The following is a 19,874-nucleotide window of genomic DNA, read 5'->3' on the forward strand; positions in this document are numbered from 1 at the left end:
AAATAAAAAAGCCTCTTTACAGAGGCTTTTTGTTATTCGTCACCTTTCTTATGATTCAAACCGTACTCGCGAAGCTTATTCGCGATCGCGGTGTGCGAGACGCCCAGGCGTTTTGCCAGTTTACGGGTGCTGGGATAGCTGCGGTACAGCTGCGTCAGCACGGAGCGCTCAAAACGGCTGGTGATATCGTCCAGCGACCCCTCCATCGCCTCTTCGCCGACAGACACCGTCCCCGCGTCGTAATCAGGCAACAGAATATCCTGCGGACGCAGCTCATAGCCTTCGAGCTGGGTCAGCGCACGATAGACGGCGTTTTTAAGCTGACGAATGTTGCCCGGCCAGCCGTAGCGCATGAGCACCGTGCCGAGATCGGCAGACAGCTTCGGACGCGGCACCCCCTGCTCGTCGGCAAAGCGGGCGACGAACAGCTCCGTGAGCGGCATGATGTCCTGCGGACAATCGCGCAGCGGGGGAATATTCAGCGTCAGGACGTTGAGGCGGTAATAGAGATCCTCGCGGAAGATCCCCTTTTGCACCAGCTCAACCAGGTTTTTCTGGGTGGCGCAAATGACGCGCACGTCCACATGCACTTCGTGATCCTCTCCGACGCGGCGGAACGTTCCGTCGTTCAGGAAACGCAGCAGCTTAGCCTGCATGCGCGGCGACATTTCCCCGATCTCGTCCAGCAGCACGGAGCCGCCGTTAGCCTGCTCGAAGAACCCTTTCTTGCCTTCCGGCGCGTGGCCAAACAGCTCGCTTTCAACGGCATCTTCCGGAATAGAGGCGCAGTTAAGTGCCAGATAAGGCTTGGCCGCACGCGGGCTCGCCAGATGCACCGCGTGAGCCAGCAGGTCTTTTCCGGTGCCAGTGTCCCCGGTAATCAGCAGCGGCGCGGTCAGGCTTGCGAGCTTGCGCGCCTGATCCACCACATGGCGCATTTTCGGGCTGACGGCAATAATCTGGCTAAAGGCGCCAACATCCTGGCTGGAAATGTTCTGCAGCTGACGGCCCATGCGTAACGTCGAGCGCAGCATGATCACCGCCCCGGTCAGTACGCGGGTATTCCCTTCCCCTTTCAGATAGACCGGCGTGATCTCCATCAGGAAATTCTGCCCGTTAATCACCACATGCTCGCTAAGCGTGTTCTGCGGATTGCTGTCCAGCCAGCGCTGGAAGTTAAAGCCGGGGATCAGCTGCGCGGCGTTATGATTGCTGAGCTTCTCCTGGCTCTGCGCGAAAAGCTGGCAGCTCGCGTGGTTAACGCGCTCAACTTTGCTTTTCAAATCCAGGGAGAGGAACGGCTCTGGCATGGCTTCCAGCAGCGCGCTCAGGGCCAGGTGCTCACGCTCAGAGGGCATCCAGGGAATGGTGCGTACATCCGTAACGCCAGCGATACGGCGGATTTCCGCCATCAGGCTACTGAAGGTATTAAATTCAATTTCGGCAAAATTGAGGTAAATTCGCCCGACAGGATCGATCTCAATGCCACGTAAATCAATGCTACGTAAAACAAGAAGATCGAGTAATTCGCGGGTCAGACCGAGACGGTCTTCACAGAAGACTTCAAGACGCATGGGAAATTCACCGTTTTAAGCCAATAACAGTAAAATGATATGTCAGAACACGGTGATCCGGAAGATGGCTGTCAACAAATATTGACAGCCAGCACGATTAGTGAACAAAACCTCACGGAGCAGGTTTTTTATTGAGCGTCTCTTTGAGCTGGCCGATCAGTTCACGCCTGAAATCCCCCAGTCGGGGCTTGTCGCCATCGATCCACGGCAGCGGACGGCAGACCTCCATTGCTTTAATCCCCAAACGCGCCGTCAATAATCCCGCGCCAATACCCTGGGCGGCACGAGCAGAAAGACGCGCCGCCAGATCCTGCGACATCCAGTCCATGCCCACTTCGCGCACCAGTTCACTCGCCCCGGCAAACGCGATATTGAGCAGAACCAGCTTAAACAGTCTGAGCCGACTGTAGTAACCCAGCTCTATGCCGTAAAGGTTCGCGATACGGTTGATCAGTCGCAGGTTACGCCAGGCGATAAAGGCCATATCGACCAGCGCCAGCGGGCTGACGGCAATCATCAGGGTGGATTCCGCCGCAGAACGGCCGATCTCGCGTCGCGCCTGGGCATCCAGCACCGGCTGAACCATATGGGAATAGAGCGTCACCACTTCCCGGTCATTCTGGGTTTCATGGATGGCGGCATACCAGCGCTGAAGCGCCGGATGCGACTGATCGATACCTGCCTGGCTGGCCAGCTTTTCACAAAACGCGCGACCTTTGCCGGTGCCGTGACTATGGAGCAGATCCCGCGCTTCATCACGCTCATGCGCACGCTGGCGCAATCGCCAGAGCCGACGCCACTCGGTAGCAACCGACCCGATGCCCGCCCCCACAATCAGCGCGCCCGCGGCACATCCGCCCAGCGCGACCCAGTCCTGAGTTTGCCAGGCATTCATCGTCCACTGCACGCCCTGCCCAACCACGCTTACGCCAAACAGCGCCAGACCGGCGGTGACCATCTTACGCCACAGGCTGCGTTTGGGGCGCAGAGCGGCTTCCACAACCGCCTCTGCCGGACCTTCCTCGACGCCCGGCTCCTCCGTCAGCGCCGGAGCAAAGTTATCAGCCTGCGTGCCGCTGAACGTCTGCGCGGTTTTGAACGCCTCCTGAGGGTCCTGCTCAAGCGTTCCGGTAAAGTCTATGCGCGGTTTTAACGGTTCCGTCATCGCAATTTATCTCCAATCAAAAACTCAAGCGCCGCATCCAGACGGATGTGGGGTAACGGCTGATCAACATTCATGACCTGCGGGCGGAAGGCTTCAAACTGGAATCCCTGGTTCTGCCAGAAGGCCTGACCCGGCAGCCGCGCAGGCACTTCGCCCGGATACACGGTAAGCGGTTCACCGTCGCTGAGCCGGTTTCCGCGTAATGCCGGTATTTTCTCGCCGTTAAGGTCAATCAGCCCGCTTTGCGTCGCCTGCACGGAGGCGAGCCCAAGGCAATCCATGCCGATCCCTTCGAAGGCAGCGTTTTGCCAGGCGTCCTGCACCAGCTGCTGCAGCAGCGATACCATATTGGCATGCTGGTCGACCGTGACGTGATCGGCCTTCGTAGCCGCAAAAAGCAGTTTGTCGATCACCGGAGAGAACAGGCGGCGAAACAGCGTCCGCTGCCCATAGTGGAAACTTTGCATCAGCTGCGTCAGCGCAAGACGCATATCGTTGAATGCCTGCGGCCCGCTGTTGAGCGGCTGCAGACAATCCACCAGCACAATCTGGCGGTCAAATCGCAAAAAGTGGTTTTTATAGAATCCCTTGACCACTTTTTCACAGTAGTAATTGTAACGTTCGCGCAGCATCCCGGCGTTAGTGTGCCTGTCGGCCTGCGCCAGCTTCGACTCGCCCACCCCATCCACATCCGGCCAAGGGAAGAACTGAAGCACAGGGGCGCCCGCTAAATCACCCGGCAGAACGAAACGCCCCGGCTGAATGAAGTGCAACCCTTCCTGTTTGCACTGGTGCAGATACGCCGTCCAGGCTTCGGCAATGGCCGCCAGACGGTTTTCATCGGCCGGGGCAAGCGGGTCTAAGCCTTCGCACAGCTGTCGCCATTTGGCCGACCACCCGGCGCGCTGCCCCTGCAATAACCCCGTCATCTGGCGGGACCAGCAAATGTAATCCTGCGCCAGCATCGGCAGGTCGAGTAGCCATTCACCGGGATAATCGACGATTTCCAGGTACAGCGTGGAGGTATCTTTGAAGTGGCGCATCATAGATTCATTCGAGCGAAAACGCAGCGCAAGGCGAATTTCACTGACTCCTCGCGTCGGCGTCGGCCACGTGGGCGGATCGCCATAAAGCTGCGCCAGCCCTTCGTCATAGGTAAAGCGTGGAATACCAAAATCACGCTGTGGGACGCGCTTCACGCCCAGCAGGCGCTCTTCGCGCACCGCGCTAAGCAACGGCAGACGCGCCCCGGCGTGCAGGTTCAGGAGCTGGTTTACCATCGCGGTGATAAACGCCGTCTTGCCGCTTCGGCTCAGCCCCGTCACGGCGAGACGCAGATGACGGTCAACGCCACGGTTCACCAGTGAATTGATTTCGTTTTTAAGTCGCTTCATCGCCGTCCTTCGTTGCCTGGAAGCCTTGAATGCATGGCTTCAGAATACAATAAATGGGGGCAGATCGTTGATTATCAATTCTTATTTATTGCTATTGTCGTTTTCTCTCCAGTAAGATGAACGACATTGCAGTCAGTCCGGAGTGAGTAAGGTGTATGTCACCCACCATCTATGATATCGCACGGGTTGCGGGCGTATCGAAATCAACCGTTTCCCGCGTTCTGAATAAACAAACGAATATTTCTCCCGAAGCGCGTGACAAAGTGCTAAAGGCGATTGATGAATTAAATTATCAGCCCAACAAACTGGCACGCGCCCTGACCTCTTCAGGCTTCGATGCCATTATGGTTATTTCGACCCGATCAACCAAAACCACTGCCGGTAATCCTTTTTTCTCCGATGTCCTTCATGCTATTACGGCAAAAGCGGAAGAAGAAGGATTCGATGTTATTTTGCAAACCTCAAAAAGCAGTGAAGACGATCTGCTGAAATGCGTGAGTAAAATAAAACAGAAGATGATCAAAGGGATCATTATGCTGAGTTCACCCGCAAATGAATCCTTTTTCACCACGCTGGATGCCTATGGCGTACCGGTTGTGGTGATCGGCAAAGTGGAAGGTGAGTATCAGAATATTTATTCCGTCGATACGGATAATTTCCATGACAGCGCCACGCTGACGGAAACCTTTATTAAAAACGGTCGCCGAAAAATTGCCTGTCTGCATGCGCCGCTTGATTATCATGTTTCGATCGATCGCCTGGCGGGTTATAAAGCCAGTCTGGAAAAGCACCATATTGCGATGAACCCGGACTGGATCATGGACGGCGGTTATACCCATGAGAGTGCGCTTAAGGCAGCTCTGGAATTGCTCTCTTCACCCACGCCGCCTGATGCCGTATTTGCTACCGACAGCATGAAATTACTCGGCCTTTATCGCGCGGCGGATGAGTTGAATCTGATGATTCCGGAACAGGTGGTGATAGCCGGATACAGCGACCCGATGCTGTCTCTCATTTTAACGCCCGCACCCGGCGGCTTTGATATCCCCACCCGAAAACTCGGGGAAGAGAGCTGCGATCTTCTCTTCAGGCGTATTGCGGGCAAGCCCGCCCCGCAAAAAGTGCTTGTTGATACCCATTTTTTACTGGCGGCCTCGCTGCGCTAAAACCAGGGGCTTGGAGCCCCTGGAAACCTATAGGTCAGAACGCGTAATTTACCCCAACGCCCGCATAGTGGAAGCGGTCGTTTTCACCCTCGTCATGGTTTTCCCACTCATAGGCGTATTCAAGCGTCATAGATAAACCGTTGTTGAAGTCATAGGCGTACTGCATACCCAGGCGGTTGAAATTATGCCCTTCACGCTCAGGATCGTCCTGCCAGTCCCAGTTAGTCCAGCGATCGAGCCCCAGTCGGGTGTAAGGCGTTAAGGTAGTCTGGCCCAATGAAACAGGCAGATAGGCGCGAATTTCCTGGGTGGAGAACTCGCCGTTATTACGTGAACCGTCCATATTGAAACCGCGCTCTAAATAGTAATTCACTTTAGCGGCAAAGGTTTCGTTAATGGTCCAGGTAAAGCCCGTTTCGGTTTCAACGCGGCTGTCAGAATAACCTGTTTTTTGCAGATCGTTAGCAAACTGATACATGGCAAACCAGCCGCCAAAGCGCCAGTCGTCGGTTAATTTAATATCCCAGTCAGGCTGAATTTTGTAGCGCTGCATGTTTGCGCTGCCGTCTCTGGCGCCGTGTTCATCTTTAAAGTGATAGCTATAATTACGGAAGCCGCCGGTCAGACCGAACGTAAAATTATCGGTTCCGATAAAGCGATAGCGCAATTCAAATTCCGGGCGATCAAAATAGGTGCCGCGGGTCATGCTGCTATAATCAACCGGACCTTCCTGATACATCGCCAGCGAAATAGTCCAGGCATCCCATGTTGCATTAAACCACACGGAAGGTTCATATAAGCCGTCTTTATCCTCCCCCTGACCTTCGACGTTTTCTATTTCATACATCGCGCCAATATTAAATTCCCACTGTTTAGCCGTTTCTGTTGCATGTGCACAGCCAACCCCTGCGCACAGCACGAGCGCAGCACTTTTTAGTAGAGTACTCATCAAATATTCCCTTTATAAGTAACAAACAAAAAAACCGGAAATGGGTATTTCCGGCAAACACCTTTCTTATCTAATAGCCGCTTCGGTTTCAGCGTCGAAGAAATGGCACTTATTCATATCGAACTGGATGCCGATATTATCCCCTGCGGCATAATCATTCGCAGCTCCCGCGCGAACAACCAGCTCATGACCGCCAACGGTGGCGTAGAGCATGAACTCTGCGCCGGTCAGTTCGGCTACGCTGACTTTCGCCGCGATGTTTTCACCGCAGCTCTGAAGCGTGAGAATATCTTCCGGGCGGATCCCAAAGACCACCGCTTTGCGCTGATACCCTGCAGCATTCAGTGAAGCGAGCTTGTCTTCCGGGATCGCCAGACGCAGCGTTTCCGTGACGAAATAGCGCTCGTCGATAGCGCCGCGAATGAAATTCATGGCAGGCGATCCAATAAACCCCGCGACAAACATGTTTGCCGGTTCGTTATAGACCTGCTTCGGTGCACCAACCTGCTGAATAATGCCGTCTTTTAAGATCACGATGCGTGTCGCCATCGTCATGGCTTCCGTCTGATCGTGGGTCACGTAAATCATCGTGGTGTTCAGCTTCTGGTGCAGCTTGCTGATTTCAGCCCGCATCTGCACGCGTAGCTTGGCATCGAGGTTGGAGAGCGGTTCATCCATCAGGAACACGCCTGCTTCGCGCACGATCGCCCTGCCTAACGCCACGCGCTGACGCTGGCCGCCGGACAGCGCGCCGGGTTTACGCTTGAGGTACTCCCGTAAGCCGAGGATCTGTGCCGCCCAGTTAACGCGCTCTTCAATAACCGCAGGCGCAATTTTTTGCATCTTCAGGCCAAACGCCATGTTGTCGTAGACCGTCATATGCGGATAAAGCGCATAGTTCTGGAACACCATGGCGATGTCGCGTGACTTGGCGGGCACGTCGTTCATGCAAACCCCGTCAATCACGAGTTCCCCCGCGCTGATCTCCTCCAGACCGGCAATCATACGCAGCGTCGTGGATTTACCGCAGCCCGAAGGCCCGACGAAGACGATGAACTCCTTGTCTTCGATTTCGAGATTGAAATCCTTAACCACGTGGACCTGGTTATCATAGATTTTCTGAATGTGTTTCAGAGACAGTTGAGCCATTGTTAATTCCTTATCAATACGTCCGGGATGCCCAAAACTCGGTCAGGCATTTCCAGGTCAGTTCCCGCGTTGAATGAAGTTGTAATCCCGCATGGGTCAGGCCAGATCCAACCCCGACCGACAGCATGCCCGCCGCGTTGATCGCCTCAACGCCAGCCGGTGCATCTTCGATGCCCATGGCCTCTTCAGGACGCACATTCAGGCCTGCACAGGCGGCGAGGAAGATCTCCGGGTCTGGCTTCGAACAGACAATGAGGGAAGCATCAGCGCAAAAATCAAAAGCCTGCTGAATGCCAAGGGCACGCAATATGCCAGGGGCATTCAGGGAAACGGAGGCGAGCCCAATTTTGACGTTCGCCGCACGGATATCCGCCAGCACGTCGCGAATACCGGGAAGCAGAGAATCTTCCGTCAGTGACGCCAGAGACTGGACATAGAGCGCGTTTTTTTTCGTCGCCAGCGCGAGGCACTGCTCATCGCTAAATATCCCCTCTTTCCCGCCGTGCTTCAGGATGCGCTGAAGGGAATCCATGCGGCTAATGCCCTTCAGCTGTTCGTTAAACACGTCGTCGAAGGCGATGCCGATCTCCTCCGCCACTGCACGCCAGGCCAAAAAATGGAGGTGTGCGGTATCGGTGATCACACCGTCCAGATCGAATACAACAGCCTTAAGCATCATGCCGCACCTCCGTGGTAGCGGTCCCATTTACAGATGTAAGAAAGTCCTTATAAGCGCAAACCTTATGCCCCGATACGTGAAGCGTTTTGCCCCACAGCGTCAGCGTGACCGGCGCCGAAGTTTCAAGGGTTAAAACCTCGTTTTCATAGGTAAAGTGCAGCGTTGCGTTCCGCCAGCGCAGGGGGAAAGTAAGTCTTCGCCAGTGGGCTGGCAACCTCGGCGCAAGGTGCAGTTCCCCTTCCACAATCTGTATGCCGGCAAAGCCCTGAATGACGCCGGACCAGATCGCGCCGGTCGCAGCGGCGTGAATCCCGTCATCGCAGCTGTGCGGGTCGTCTCCAAGGTCAATGGCGACACCCTCACGCCAGAAGGCGTAGGCACCCTCGGTGTCACCGCAGCGGGCGGTCACAATGCCGTGAATGGCCTTGCTCAGCGAAGAGTCATGGATCGTGCGGGGCTCGTAGAACGCCAGGTTGGCGGCGCACTGCTGCGGGGTAAACCGCTCCGGCAACAGGTAGGTAAGCATCACCACATCAGCCTGCTTAAGGATCTGCATCTCGTTCACTTCCGCGCGGGAATAATCGAGCAGAATGGTCTGCTTACCCGCTTTCGCTTTATAGCGGCTCAGGTCAATGGCTGGTTTCGCCATGAAGGTATCATCCTGCGGGATCACACCGTCTGAATTGGCCTCCGGCAGCCATAAGCGCGTCAGGAACCGCGTGGCATTCTGCGTAAAACCTTCATCCTCGCGCCCAAACATCGCCATAAACCGGCGCGCGCAGGCAACGTTGTGCCAGGCCAGATAGTTGGTGTAGGCGTTGTTATTCACATGCTCGGTGTATTCGTCCGGCCCAATCACATCATGAATTTCCAGGCGCCCGTTGACCTCCGTGGCGCGGCCCATCCAGAACGTTGCCGTCTCCACCAGCAGGGTCAGCCCTTCATTACGCATAAAGGCATCATCGCGCGTGGCCTGCCAGTAGGCCACAACGGCCCAGGCAATGTCCGCCACGATGTGGTGTTCGGCCAGGGCGGAGGCCACTTTCTGCCGCGTGCCCGTACGGATGTTGATAGCCGCAAATTCCGGCGTCTCCTCTTTGCCGCTCGCGGCACTCTCCCAAGGGAACAGCGCGCCCGGCCAACCGTTTCGGCGGGCTTTTTCCCGGGCCCCGGCCAGGTTCAGCCAGCGATAGCGCAGCAGACTGCGGGCCACTTGCGGACGAGTGAAAAGATGGAAAGGCAGCAGGAAAATTTCGGTATCCCAGAAGACGTGGCCTTTGTACCCCTCGCCCGTCAGCCCTTTGGCGGCGATACTGCTTCGCTCATCATGGGCAGGCGTCATGGTCGTCAAATGCCAGACGGCGTAATCCAGCGCCATCTGATCCTGATACTCCGTAGAGTCCACTTCCACCCGAGCGTCACGCCAGACCTCTTCCCAGGCATACGATGAACTCTCAAGCAACGCGTCGTAGCCTCTTGCCGCACAGACCTTAAGATCGGCCAGCGCGTTGCGAGCGAAAGACGCCTGCGACAGTGCTTTATCGCTGCGATGTGACACCCAGACGATTTTCTCTATCGTGACAGTGTCACCCTTCGCAATCTTCAGCGAATGATGAACGCTGAGACGACGATTTTTGGCAGTGAAACAGCTGTCGCTCTTCGCGGAAAGCTGGCAAAACGCAGAAACAACAACTTCTGACGCACGGTCCTGCGTTTCATACACGCCCTGCATGTATTGCTGGTCAAACACTCTGACCGACATTTCATCCAGATGCTGTCTGCCGCTGTTCGTTTGCGTTGCATCAATGCCGGTTTTCATCAACACCTGCGAGGCATCATCAAGCGGGGTGATCGCAAGCTGCATGGCCACAAGCGGAAGCTGATCCAGCGACACAAAACGACGACTTTCCAGACGATAGCGTTTCCCGTCAGGCGAGCGCCAGACGACGCGGCGACGAAGTTCGCCATTGGCAAACGCCAGCTCGCGCTGCCACTCAAGAATTTCGCCTGACAGGAGCGTGAAATTGACGCCATCCAGCTCAACATCAATACCGGTGATATCCGGCAGATTGATCAGCTCAGTGCTCTCGTTACGCCCCGCCTGGTGATAGAGACCCGCAAGATACATGCCTCGGGTTTGCTGGGTGTAATCTTCTTCGTGCGCAGCGCGGATCCCCATGTAGCCGTTACCGCAGGCCATGATGGAGGCGTATTTATTCAGGCTGTGTGGACAAAAGCCCGGGTCGGTTAATACAGACACGTTTAGCATAGCGTCACGCTTTCCCCTGTTTCTGCTGATTCATACAGCGCGGCGACAAGCTGCTGGATAACCAGCCCCTGCTCCGCATCAGCTATCGTGACGGGCTCACCCTGCACATGCCGTACAAAGGCATCCATACTGCGCATATGACGCTGGTCGTCAGCTTCTTCACGCTGCGTGAGGGTGACTAAAGTACCGGCTTCATCGTTGTAGATGTGCGCCGGGAACAGCGTTGCCCCCGCCTTTTCACCGCAGAATGCGACGTTCATGATGGACTGTTCGCGGATGTTAAGCGCAAAAGAGGTGTCCAGACGCAGGAGGCCACCGTTGCAGAACTCAATCGTGCCAAACAGGGCATCCTCAACGGTAAAGTGCGTGGGATCCCACTCGCCAAACTGGCCGCTGCTTTTCCGGTTTCCCAGCCTCTGGAAGCTATGTGCCGTCACCTTTTTTACCGCCGGGAACCCCAGCACGTACATCGCGGCATCGAGCATATGGATGCCGATATCAATCAGCGGCCCACCGCCCTGAAGCGTTTTGTTGGTAAAGACGCCCCAGCCGGGAACCCCGCAGCGTCGTAGCGCCTGCGCCGTGGTGTAATAAATTTCCCCCAGCGCCCCCTTCATCACAGCCTCACGCAGCAGTTGCGTATCGAGAGCAAAACGATGGTGAAAATCATACGCCAGCACTTTTCCCGCCCTGCGCGCGGCCATGCGCATCCTATCGGCCTCCTGCGGCGTCATGGCCGGCGGTTTTTCACACATTACGTGGCAGCCCGCTTCCAGCGCGGCCATGACGTGCTCGAAGTGGAACCGGTTAGGCGAACAGACGCTCACCACATCCGGCTTAACCGCCTCGAGCATCTCTCGCACATCCTGCCATGCCGAGGAAATACCATGACGTTCCGCAAACGCCCGAGCCTGTTCAGGGTGGCTGTCCATGACAGCCACCATCTGAACATCACTGCGCGTGGCGTAATACGAGGCATGCACTTTGTCCGCGACCTGCCCGGCACCAATAATGGCGACGCGCAGAGGCGAAGGTGTAGAAGCACTCATCACGCTCGTCATCCTTAGCATTCACGCAGATAAGTGAGCGAGTCCTGGTATGCCTGAGCCGGATCCTCGGCGCGTACGCGGCACTCATACACTACGTACCCCTGGTAATTATCCGCACGGAGCTGATCGAACAGGCTGGCAAAATCGAGGCTGCCGCTGCCCGGCTGATAGCGGTGGTTATCTGCGATGTGCACATGGCCCAGCAGATCGCGATGCTGATGCAGCGCGTCCGTAAGAGAGTCTTCTTCGATGTTCATATGATAGAAATCGCCGATGATCTGCACGTGCTTCAGGCCGTTCTCTTCGATATAGCGGCGCGCGTCAGCCAGGGTGTTGATCATGTGATCCTGATAGCGGTTCAGCGGCTCCAGATAAACGGTCGTCCCGGTGCGTGCCGCGACGTCATCCAGCCAGCGCAGCGAAGCGCTCACCGCCTTACGGTCGCCTTCAAGGCTGCGTGGAGAGGTCATTGGCGGCAGACGGAAGGTAAACATTCCCCAGGCAGCAGGCACGATAATGCCCTTGCCGCCCACTTCGGCCAGCGCTTCCAGAATGCGTTCGATTTGCTTTAACCCGTTCAGACGACGCTCTTCGATAAAATCACCAATCCAGCCATCGTATCCGCCGCAGGCCGTCGTCACCGGCAGGCCGGTGGCCTTAATAGCCGCTTTCACATCGGCGAGGTTTTCCACCAGCAGCTTGCCGTCAATTTCATAGCCATCAAAACCCATTGCTTTGATGTACTTGAATTTCTCCAGGATAGTGCTCGGGAAAAAGGCTTGGTTTTGTGTTGCGATTTTCATAATTTGCTCTCCTTAGCTTAAAAAGTGACACCCATTTTGATACTGAGCTCCGGGTGCTGATCGACATACTTCATATAGCTTTCAGCGCTGGTGGTGAAGGTCACAACCGGGTCGATCAGATCGTCACAATTGAGATAACCGTTCATCAGCAATTCCCAGCAGGTCTCTTCGATACGCTTGCGGCTCCAGCGCGGGTAGTCCGGGTTAGGCTCGCTGCAGGCGCGGGAGAAGACAATCTTCGCGTTGTTGAAGTGCGCTTCGCGGCCAAGGTTAAAGCCTTCCGCGAACGGTTTTGCGAAGGCGACATAGGAGATGGTGCCGCCGTAGGCCAGTCCGCGCAGCGCAGATTGCAGCGCATCCGCAAACCCGCTGGTTTCGATGATCACGTCCGCGCCCTGCTTCCCGGTCAGTTTTTTGATTTCCAGACCGACATCAGTGCCGATGGGGTTCAGACAGTGATCCGCACCGTGACGGCGCGCGATCTCACAGCGGTGTTCGATAGGATCGACGCCGATAACGACGGAGGCCCCGGCTTTTTTCGCCAGCTGAATCGCAATCTGCCCAATGGCTCCCAGACCGACCACGACCACAAAGTCGCCCACGCGGACGTTGGCATCACGGACGCCGCTCATGGCGAACTGCGCGGGATCGTAGCAAACGGCGTTTTTCCAGGACGCGCCCTGCGGCATTTTGCGCAGCTTGTAGTTGTTCACCGCGTTGACGATAACCGTTTCCTGCAGCGGGCCGTAGCAGCAGACTCTGTCGCCGATCTGATATTCAGTGACGTCATCACCGCATTCGATAATGTCGCCAACAATCATGTTGCCCAGCTGGAACTTACCGAATTCGATACCGCGCGCGGCCCCCTCTTCACGCGGCGTGAACATCTGCCACTCTGCGTTGAAATCTTCATCAATAAACGGGCTTGCCGCACGGAAATCCACCACTTCGGTACCGTGTTTCGGCGCGCCAAAGCGGGCACGAATTTTCACTTCATGAACCGCAACCGGACGATCTTCATACTCCACCAGCGCCGCCACACGAGGCGCTGTCGCAACTAATTTTTTCATGACTGACTCCTTGTTAAAATTGGCCGCCTCAGCCCTTCACGCCACCGGCGGTCAAACCACTTTTAATAAAACGTTCAGACAGGGCGTACATGATGACCACTGGAAGCGCCGTCACCAGCGATGCCGCCATCATGCGACCCCAGATATAATCTGGCGTGCTAAAGAGCGTGTTCAGCCCGACCGGCAAGGTGAAATTGCTGGCGCTGGACAGGAAAATGGACGCAAACAGATAGTCGTTCCACGCCACCATGAAGCAGTAGACAAACACCGATACGAGCCCGGAAATCGCCAGCGGTACGGTGATGCGGAAGATGATTTGCAGGCGGTTCAGGCCGTCCATCATCGCGGCTTCTTCGATTTCGTCCGGGATGGTGTCGAAATAGCTGCGCAGCATGAACACCGCTGTCGGTAACGTTTGGGTCACCATGGTGATAATCAGCGCCAGCTCGGTGTCGTAGATCCCAAGGGCAGTGATGATTTTGAACAGCGGCACCACCAGCAATATTCCGGAGAACATGTAGACGGTGTAAAAACTCGCATTGATCGTCGTGCGGCCCTTAAAACGCAGTTTGGATAGAGCGTAAGCCCCCAGCGTGCCGAGAAACACGGCAATCACCGAGGAGGTCAGCGACACGACCATGCTGTTTTTGAAATAGTCCACAAACGGGAAAATCAGCGGGTTAAAGATGTCGACGTAATGCTGCAGCGTCCACGCCTGCGGCAATATGGTCGGGTTAAGCGATATCGCCTCTTTCGCACTCTTAAATGACGTCATTAGCATCACGAAGAACGGGAACAGCGTGATGACCAGAAACACCGCCAGCCCCAGATAAAAACCAATACGGCTCAGTACGCGTTTATTTGTTGCCATTGAGGTTTACCCTTTTTCTGGTCAGCAGAATCACCGCGAAGATGATCACGAACAGCACGACGGAAATCGCCGCAGCTTTACCCAAATCATTGAAAGCGAATGCCGTTTTGTAGAGGTAGACGCCCAAAATATCGACCTTGGTCGTCAACAGGTAGACATCCGCAAACATGTAGAACATCCAGATAGTGCGCAGCGTCACCACCGTTGCCAGCACCGGCATAATCGCGGGCAGCGTAACGATTCGAAAACGCTGCCAGGCATTCGCGCCGTCCATTTCCGCCGCTTCATACAGCGACTTATCAATGGTCTGCAAAATCGCCAGGAACGAAATGAACGCGTACGGGAAGTACCGCCAGATGGCGAACAGCACCACCAGTACAAAACTGCTGCCAGGATTGTCGAACCACAGGGGCGCCTGGTCATACAGATGCAGCAGGTCAACGCCCAGGTAGTTCACAATGCCGTAGCCGTTGTTGAACATGTATTTCCAGGCAAACACCAGCGAAATGGACGGCGTTACGTAGGACAAAATCACCAGTGAACGCGCCGTTTTCCGCAGACGAAACTCACGGTTAAAGAAGACCGCAACAGCCAGCCCCAACCCCGTGCTGCCGATCACCACCAGCGCGGTGTACCAGAATGTCATCCACAGGGAGTGCCAGAACGCAACATCCCCGAGAATGCGGATGTAGTTATCGAGCCCAACGAACACCGCATCAATACGCGGGTTAAGCGGCAGTCGTAAAAAACTGATTTCAATATTGGAAATCATTGGCCAGGCCACCAGGCCCCCCAGCAAAATCAGGCTGGGGGCCAACAGCAGCATGGCGAAAGGCATATCTGAACGACCAGAAAACAACGTCTTCATAATTTCCTTCCGCAGAGCGCTCCTATCGTTGTGAAATCAGATCAGTCAGTCGCTTCTGGCTGTCACTAAGCGTGTTGCTGAGATCGTGTTTTCCCACCGTGACGTTATGCACCATGGAACTGATAATGCCGGACCCGGTTACATCGCCCATACGTGTGAAGTTTTTGTCGCCCACGGCACCAAAGACCTGCACATTCGGGAACTGCGCAATCAGTTCGTAAGGCAGTTGCCCAAACGCTTTAATTACATTGTTGTTTTTCCAGGTATCGGTGCCCACCACCAGCTTGTTAACCGGCAGTGCCGCGCCAGGCGACATCATGACCCAGTCGGTTGCGTTTTGAGCCTGCTCCATCCAGGTCACAAATTTTTCAGCCGCCTGAGTTTCCTCTTCGGTTTGACCGGTGGTAATCGTCAGGGACGTGACCATGCCGTAAACAGCAGAAGATGTTTCTGTTGGGACAACGAAGCCCAGGTTGGCAGGGTTTCCGTCCTGAAATACCGCGGGCAGGATGTAGGTGGAGTAAACCGCCATCGGCGCAGAACCGTTCATGAAGGCATCTTTGATCTCCATGACGTCGTTTGAACCCGGCATGGTGGTCGCGGCCAGGGCTTTATAAAACGCCAGGGCTTTTGCCATTTCAGGGGTTTCAATGTTGACGTTCCCTTTGGCATCAAAAACGTTCGCGCCACCGGAAAGCGCAAACTGGGAGAATGCCTGCTCTGTCATCACGCTTTCCGCGGTGGGCAGCGCAATGCCGTAACGTTTTTTGGCCGGGTTGTTAAGGCTCTGGCTGGCTTTCAGCAGCTGTTCCCAGTTATGTGGCTCCTGGATACCGGCTGCAGCAAGCACATCTTTGTGATACCAGACGCCGGAGAGCCAGGCACTGACTGGCACGCCCGTCCAGGCAGAACCGTCTTCCGTACGAACAACACGCAAGATGCCGTCATAGAAGGTGTTTTCGCCTACCGCTTTAATGGCTTCACCAATCGCTTTGCGATCCAGCAGCTGTTCCTTGTCCATGACTTTGGCGTAGTCGTGGCTGACTTCTATCACCTCAGGCAGCGCGCCCGTTCTGGCGAGCGTAATGACCTTGGTGTTGTAGGCATCCTCTTCTACCGGCACCTGTTTCACCGTGATGCCAGGGTTCTCTTTCTCAAATTTTTCGATCAGCTTCGTGATAACCGCCTGACGCTCCTGCTCGACCGATGAGTGCATAAACTCGATGGTGACAGCAGACTTTTTGTCATCCTTACAGCCTGATAACAGGGCGCACGAAACCAGTGCTGATATCAGCACAATTCTGGGCATTTTCATTTTTAAGGTCCTTTTTAGTTTTCTTTAATCCACAACACCTGCCATGGATGTAGGGTCAGCGTTTTATCTGTAATATCTTCTCCAGTAATCAACTCCGTCCCGCCTTGAATATCAGATCCCACCGTTTTAATACCATCACTGAAATTAAACAGCGCCGTTATCCTCTCGCCACAGTTCGCCACGCGAACGATTTTTAAAACATGTTCACCACACGCGCTAAAATAAGCTTCACTGTCAGGGTGGAATGCTTTTTCCGCCCGGCGCAGCGAGATTAGCTGACTTAACGCGCAATAGACCTGATAACGAAGACTCTTTTTATCTTCAAGCGCGCTATCAATTTGTCCTGCTGTGTATTTCTCACGATTTATTGCGCGGTTGTATCCCAGGCGTTCAACACCTGCATAATCATTACGCGAGCCGAGAATACTCTGAATATAAACCGCAGGTACGCCGGGGAAGCTTAAGAGGACGGCATGCGCCAGAATAAACCGGGCAATCCGATGGCTATCAAGACTATCACGCGTACTTAATGCATCCAGATAGGTCACATTAATTTCATAAGGACTGCGAGTACCATCCGGGTTATTTTTCCAGTTAACCAGCGCCCCTTCAGCCTGAAGTTTCTCCACCAGTGAGAGGATTTCCGACTCAGGTAAAATGCCGCGTAACGGATTCAGACCAATCCCGTCATGCGAGGCCAGGAAGTTAAACCAGGTGGTTTTCGTGGAAGGCAGCGTAAGCGACGCTGCCCACTGGCTCAGCGTCCGGACGTTCTGACAATGCACTGCATGCAGTACCAGCGGGGGCAATGAGAACTGATAAACCATCTGCGCTTCATTTTCACCGTCACCGAAGTAAGCAACGTTATCTTTATGCGGAACGTTCGTCTCGGTGATAATCACCGTCCCCGGGGCGACGGCCTCGGTGATAGCGCGGAAAAGCTGGATAAGCTGGTGGGTTTGCTCAAGATGAATGCAGTTTGTTCCGGGTATTTTCCACATGAAGCCTACAGCATCCAGACGGATGTATCGCGCCCCTTCAATCAGGTAATGCAGAAGCACGTCGACCATCGCGATCAGCACCTGCGGAGAAGCGAAATTGAGATCAACCTGGTCCTCGCTGAAGGTCGTCCACAGGTGTCGCACGCTGCCATCATGCAGCGTGAAAGGCGTAAGAAGCGGTAAGGCGCGCGGACGCGTCACCGCGGATAAGTCTGTTTCAGGATCGACAGAAATAAAGAAATCGTCATAGCCCGGCGTTTGCTTAAGATAATTAGCGAACCATTTGCTTTTGGCTGACATATGGTTGCAGACGAAATCAAACATTAAGCTGGCAGACTGTTTTAACTCAGCAACATCTCGCCACGTACCCGTTTCAGGAGCAACTTCATGATAATCAATAACAGAAAACCCGTCGTCTGAAGACCAGGGATAAAAAGGTAAAAGATGGACGTGTGAAAAAGAATGAGAAAGCCATTTGTTATAAAAGCGTGTAAAAACCGGCAGCGCCTTCTCCCCTTTCGCTGAAAACTGATCGGCATAGGTGATCAGAACAACATCTTTTTCATCCCAGGCCTTTTTACGTTCTTCTGTAATAACAGAAGCGGCCTTTTCAATATTTCCCTTCAGCACAGCAAGATGGGCTTCAGAAAACGTTTCCCCGTAAACAAGATTAATAAGTTCTTTAATTTTTGGATTCATCTCACTTTCCATGGTAGCGGTCCCACGGAGTGGCAATCTACTCCCATGAAAAATATCTGTCAACGGACCGGGGAGGAGAAAAAGGTGTTTGCAAAGCAGCTCAGCGCAATATTGTGAGCTGCCGCAAAGAAAGCATGGGAAAAAAGATAATGCGGTTAACCGCCGCCAGTCCCTCTCCCTGAAAGGAAAGGGCTAACGTCAGCGGGAATTATTGGGATAAGTAGCGGCGTGAAAGCCGTTTTGCCACCTTTTGCAAAAGCGGTTCGAGCGCCACGGCCAGCACCATTCTAACCGGCTTGCGGGCAACGGATTTTATCGCCCAACCCGCCACACCTGCCGGGCCGAATCGTAATGCAGTCAGCAGGACCAGTTTACCTGCGATTTTCAGGCCGGGTTTTACCTTCTGACCGGCCTGTTGCCAGCGTTGTTTCATCTCATCTCTCTCTTAAAGCTGACGAAAGCGACTTCTCAGCGTAAAGGTATCCGACGTGACATAGCGTTCCATTTCCCGTAGCCGCTTCTCACCGGCGGCGAGTTGCGCATCAACCGCATTGAGAAGATCGCTGCTGGTGGGGGCACCTTCCGCAGCCAGTTCTCCTTCCGGCATCGGGTCAAGGACAAACGACAGGACGATGTATGCCACCAGGGTAATAAACGCCAGACCGAAGAAGATCGATAGCACCGTGACCACGCGCACGAGTTTGACCGGAACATCAAGATAATGAGCCAGCCCGGCACAAACGCCGCGCACCATGCCCTGCTGCGGAATACGCCACAACTTTTTGTTCAGATTCAGTCCAGACATTAACGGTCCCTCCAGTTTGGATGTTCAGCATCCAGGATGGCTTCCAGCGCCTGAATGCGTTCGCGCATTTTGTTCGCCTCATCAGTAAGCTGTACCAGACGCTGTTGTTCACTCTGGGAGAGTTCGCCCCGTGAAGAACGGTTGCTGTAGTGCAGCCATAGCCAAATCGGCAAAACGAACAGCACGAAAATTGTCAGGGGAATGGCCAGAAAAAGCGCGCTCATGTGTACTCCTTGTCTTACGATGCGGCACGCTCAGGTGCCGCAGGAATTATTATTGGTTGTCTTGCTTCATTTTGGCTTTCAGTGCCGCCAGCTGCTCGCTGATTTCATCATCGGCCTTCAGGTCGGCGAACTGTTGATCCAGCGACTTCGGCTTACCAATACCGTGGCTTTCGGCTTCCGCTTCCATCTGGTCGATACGACGTTCAAACGATTCAAAACGCGCCATCGCTTCATCTAGCTTACCGCTGTCCAGCTGGCGACGCACGTCGCGGGAAGAGCTTGCCGCCTGGTGACGCAGGGTCAGCGCCTGCTGACGCGCGCGGGTCTCGCTCAGTTTGTTTTCAAGCTCGCCAATCTCTTTCTTCATGCGGGTGAGCGTGTCATCCACCAGCGTCACTTCATGCTCAAGCGTCGCGACCATATCGGCCAGCTTTTGTTTTTCGATCAGCGCCGCACGGGCCAGATCCTCTTTATCTTTGCGCAGCGCAAGTTCCGCTTTTTCCTGCCATTCGTTCAGCTGAGCGGTCGCTTGTTCAATACGACGCGTAAGCTGTTTTTTCTCCGCCAGCGCGCGGGCGGAGGTAGAACGCACTTCAACCAGCGTGTCTTCCATCTCCTGAATCATCAGGCGTACCAGCTTCTGCGGATCTTCCGCTTTCTCAAGCAGTGAGTTGATGTTGGCGTTCACGATGTCGGCAAAACGAGAAAAAATACCCATAATCTAATCCTCATAGTTCTGTTATCGGGCTATGCCCTGCTGTACAGATAATACAAACATCGTGCCAACTTTTTATCTTATTGATTTAACTGGGACTGATTGATTT

The 19,874-nt window shown here is 54.6% G+C and carries 19 protein-coding genes; 1 reads left to right on the forward strand and 18 read right to left on the reverse strand.

From position 1 onward, the window contains the following. Window positions 1–32: 32 nt before the first annotated feature. From tyrR to L370_RS03315, 3 genes are all read right to left on the reverse strand, one after another. Entirely contained in the window at window positions 33–1,574 is a 1,542-nt protein-coding gene (gene tyrR, locus L370_RS03325) for a transcriptional regulator TyrR (protein ID WP_023335909.1), read from the reverse strand. A gap of 112 nt (window positions 1,575–1,686) precedes the next feature. After that, window positions 1,687–2,739, reverse strand: a complete 1,053-nt coding sequence (locus L370_RS03320; RefSeq protein WP_023335910.1) for a YcjF family protein — start codon at window positions 2,737–2,739, stop codon at window positions 1,687–1,689. Beyond that, on the reverse strand, window positions 2,736–4,133 hold the full coding sequence (locus L370_RS03315; protein WP_023335911.1) for a YcjX family GTP-binding protein: 1,398 nt from the start codon (window positions 4,131–4,133) through the stop codon (window positions 2,736–2,738). Before L370_RS03315 ends, L370_RS03320 begins: the two co-directional genes overlap by 4 nt. Window positions 4,134–4,288: 155 nt before the next feature. On the opposite strand from L370_RS03315, the gene L370_RS03310 reads away from it, so the two are divergent. Beyond that, window positions 4,289–5,299 carry a LacI family DNA-binding transcriptional regulator gene (locus L370_RS03310; RefSeq protein WP_023335912.1) on the forward strand — a complete coding sequence of 337 codons (1,011 nt, stop codon included), beginning with the start codon at window positions 4,289–4,291 and terminating at the stop codon, window positions 5,297–5,299. Window positions 5,300–5,333: 34 nt separating this feature from the next. On the opposite strand, the gene L370_RS03305 is transcribed toward L370_RS03310, so the two are convergent. From L370_RS03305 to pspA, 15 genes are all read right to left on the reverse strand, one after another. Beyond that, on the reverse strand, window positions 5,334–6,248 hold the full coding sequence (locus tag L370_RS03305) for an OmpG family monomeric porin (protein ID WP_023335913.1): 915 nt from the start codon (window positions 6,246–6,248) through the stop codon (window positions 5,334–5,336). A 66-nt stretch (window positions 6,249–6,314) separates the two neighbouring features. After that, window positions 6,315–7,397, reverse strand: coding sequence for an ABC transporter ATP-binding protein (locus tag L370_RS03300; protein ID WP_023335914.1), 1,083 nt, complete (start codon window positions 7,395–7,397; stop codon window positions 6,315–6,317). A gap of 13 nt (window positions 7,398–7,410) precedes the next feature. Next, window positions 7,411–8,076, reverse strand: a complete 666-nt coding sequence (pgmB, locus tag L370_RS03295; RefSeq protein ID WP_023335915.1) for a beta-phosphoglucomutase — start codon at window positions 8,074–8,076, stop codon at window positions 7,411–7,413. Then, the gene (locus L370_RS03290; RefSeq protein ID WP_023335916.1) at window positions 8,066–10,345 is read right to left on the reverse strand and encodes a glycoside hydrolase family 65 protein; all 2,280 of its coding nucleotides are present in this window, start codon (window positions 10,343–10,345) and stop codon (window positions 8,066–8,068) included. The genes pgmB and L370_RS03290 overlap by 11 nt, the downstream gene beginning before the upstream one ends. After that, window positions 10,339–11,397 (reverse strand): Gfo/Idh/MocA family protein, encoded by a 1,059-nt coding sequence (locus L370_RS03285; RefSeq protein WP_155858055.1) that lies wholly within the window; start codon window positions 11,395–11,397, stop codon window positions 10,339–10,341. Before L370_RS03285 ends, L370_RS03290 begins: the two co-directional genes overlap by 7 nt. A gap of 11 nt (window positions 11,398–11,408) precedes the next feature. Beyond that, entirely contained in the window at window positions 11,409–12,197 is a 789-nt protein-coding gene (locus L370_RS03280; protein WP_023335918.1) for a sugar phosphate isomerase/epimerase family protein, read from the reverse strand. Window positions 12,198–12,214: 17 nt separating this feature from the next. Beyond that, window positions 12,215–13,267, reverse strand: coding sequence for a zinc-dependent alcohol dehydrogenase (locus L370_RS03275; protein WP_023335919.1), 1,053 nt, complete (start codon window positions 13,265–13,267; stop codon window positions 12,215–12,217). A gap of 28 nt (window positions 13,268–13,295) precedes the next feature. After that, window positions 13,296–14,138, reverse strand: coding sequence for a carbohydrate ABC transporter permease (locus L370_RS03270; RefSeq protein WP_023335920.1), 843 nt, complete (start codon window positions 14,136–14,138; stop codon window positions 13,296–13,298). Continuing rightward, a complete protein-coding gene (locus L370_RS03265) occupies window positions 14,125–15,006 on the reverse strand; it encodes a carbohydrate ABC transporter permease (RefSeq protein ID WP_023335921.1) in 882 nt (293 codons plus the stop codon). The genes L370_RS03270 and L370_RS03265 overlap by 14 nt, the downstream gene beginning before the upstream one ends. 22 nt (window positions 15,007–15,028) lie before the next feature. Continuing rightward, window positions 15,029–16,321 carry an ABC transporter substrate-binding protein gene (locus tag L370_RS03260; protein ID WP_023335922.1) on the reverse strand — a complete coding sequence of 431 codons (1,293 nt, stop codon included), beginning with the start codon at window positions 16,319–16,321 and terminating at the stop codon, window positions 15,029–15,031. Between the two features lie 14 nt (window positions 16,322–16,335). Beyond that, on the reverse strand, window positions 16,336–18,033 hold the full coding sequence (locus tag L370_RS03255; protein WP_023335923.1) for a sugar phosphorylase: 1,698 nt from the start codon (window positions 18,031–18,033) through the stop codon (window positions 16,336–16,338). 196 nt (window positions 18,034–18,229) lie between these two features. Beyond that, window positions 18,230–18,454, reverse strand: coding sequence for a phage shock protein PspD (gene pspD, locus L370_RS03250; RefSeq protein ID WP_023335924.1), 225 nt, complete (start codon window positions 18,452–18,454; stop codon window positions 18,230–18,232). 12 nt (window positions 18,455–18,466) lie between these two features. Beyond that, window positions 18,467–18,826 (reverse strand): envelope stress response membrane protein PspC, encoded by a 360-nt coding sequence (gene pspC, locus L370_RS03245; protein WP_008501237.1) that lies wholly within the window; start codon window positions 18,824–18,826, stop codon window positions 18,467–18,469. Next, on the reverse strand, window positions 18,826–19,050 hold the full coding sequence (gene pspB, locus L370_RS03240) for an envelope stress response membrane protein PspB (RefSeq protein WP_023335925.1): 225 nt from the start codon (window positions 19,048–19,050) through the stop codon (window positions 18,826–18,828). The genes pspC and pspB overlap by 1 nt, the downstream gene beginning before the upstream one ends. Window positions 19,051–19,099: 49 nt before the next feature. Beyond that, a complete protein-coding gene (gene pspA, locus L370_RS03235) occupies window positions 19,100–19,768 on the reverse strand; it encodes a phage shock protein PspA (RefSeq protein WP_023335926.1) in 669 nt (222 codons plus the stop codon). Window positions 19,769–19,874: the final 106 nt, after the last annotated feature.

The organism is Enterobacter sp. MGH 24, from assembly GCF_000493015.1.
Taxonomy (GTDB): Bacteria; Pseudomonadota; Gammaproteobacteria; order Enterobacterales; family Enterobacteriaceae; genus Enterobacter.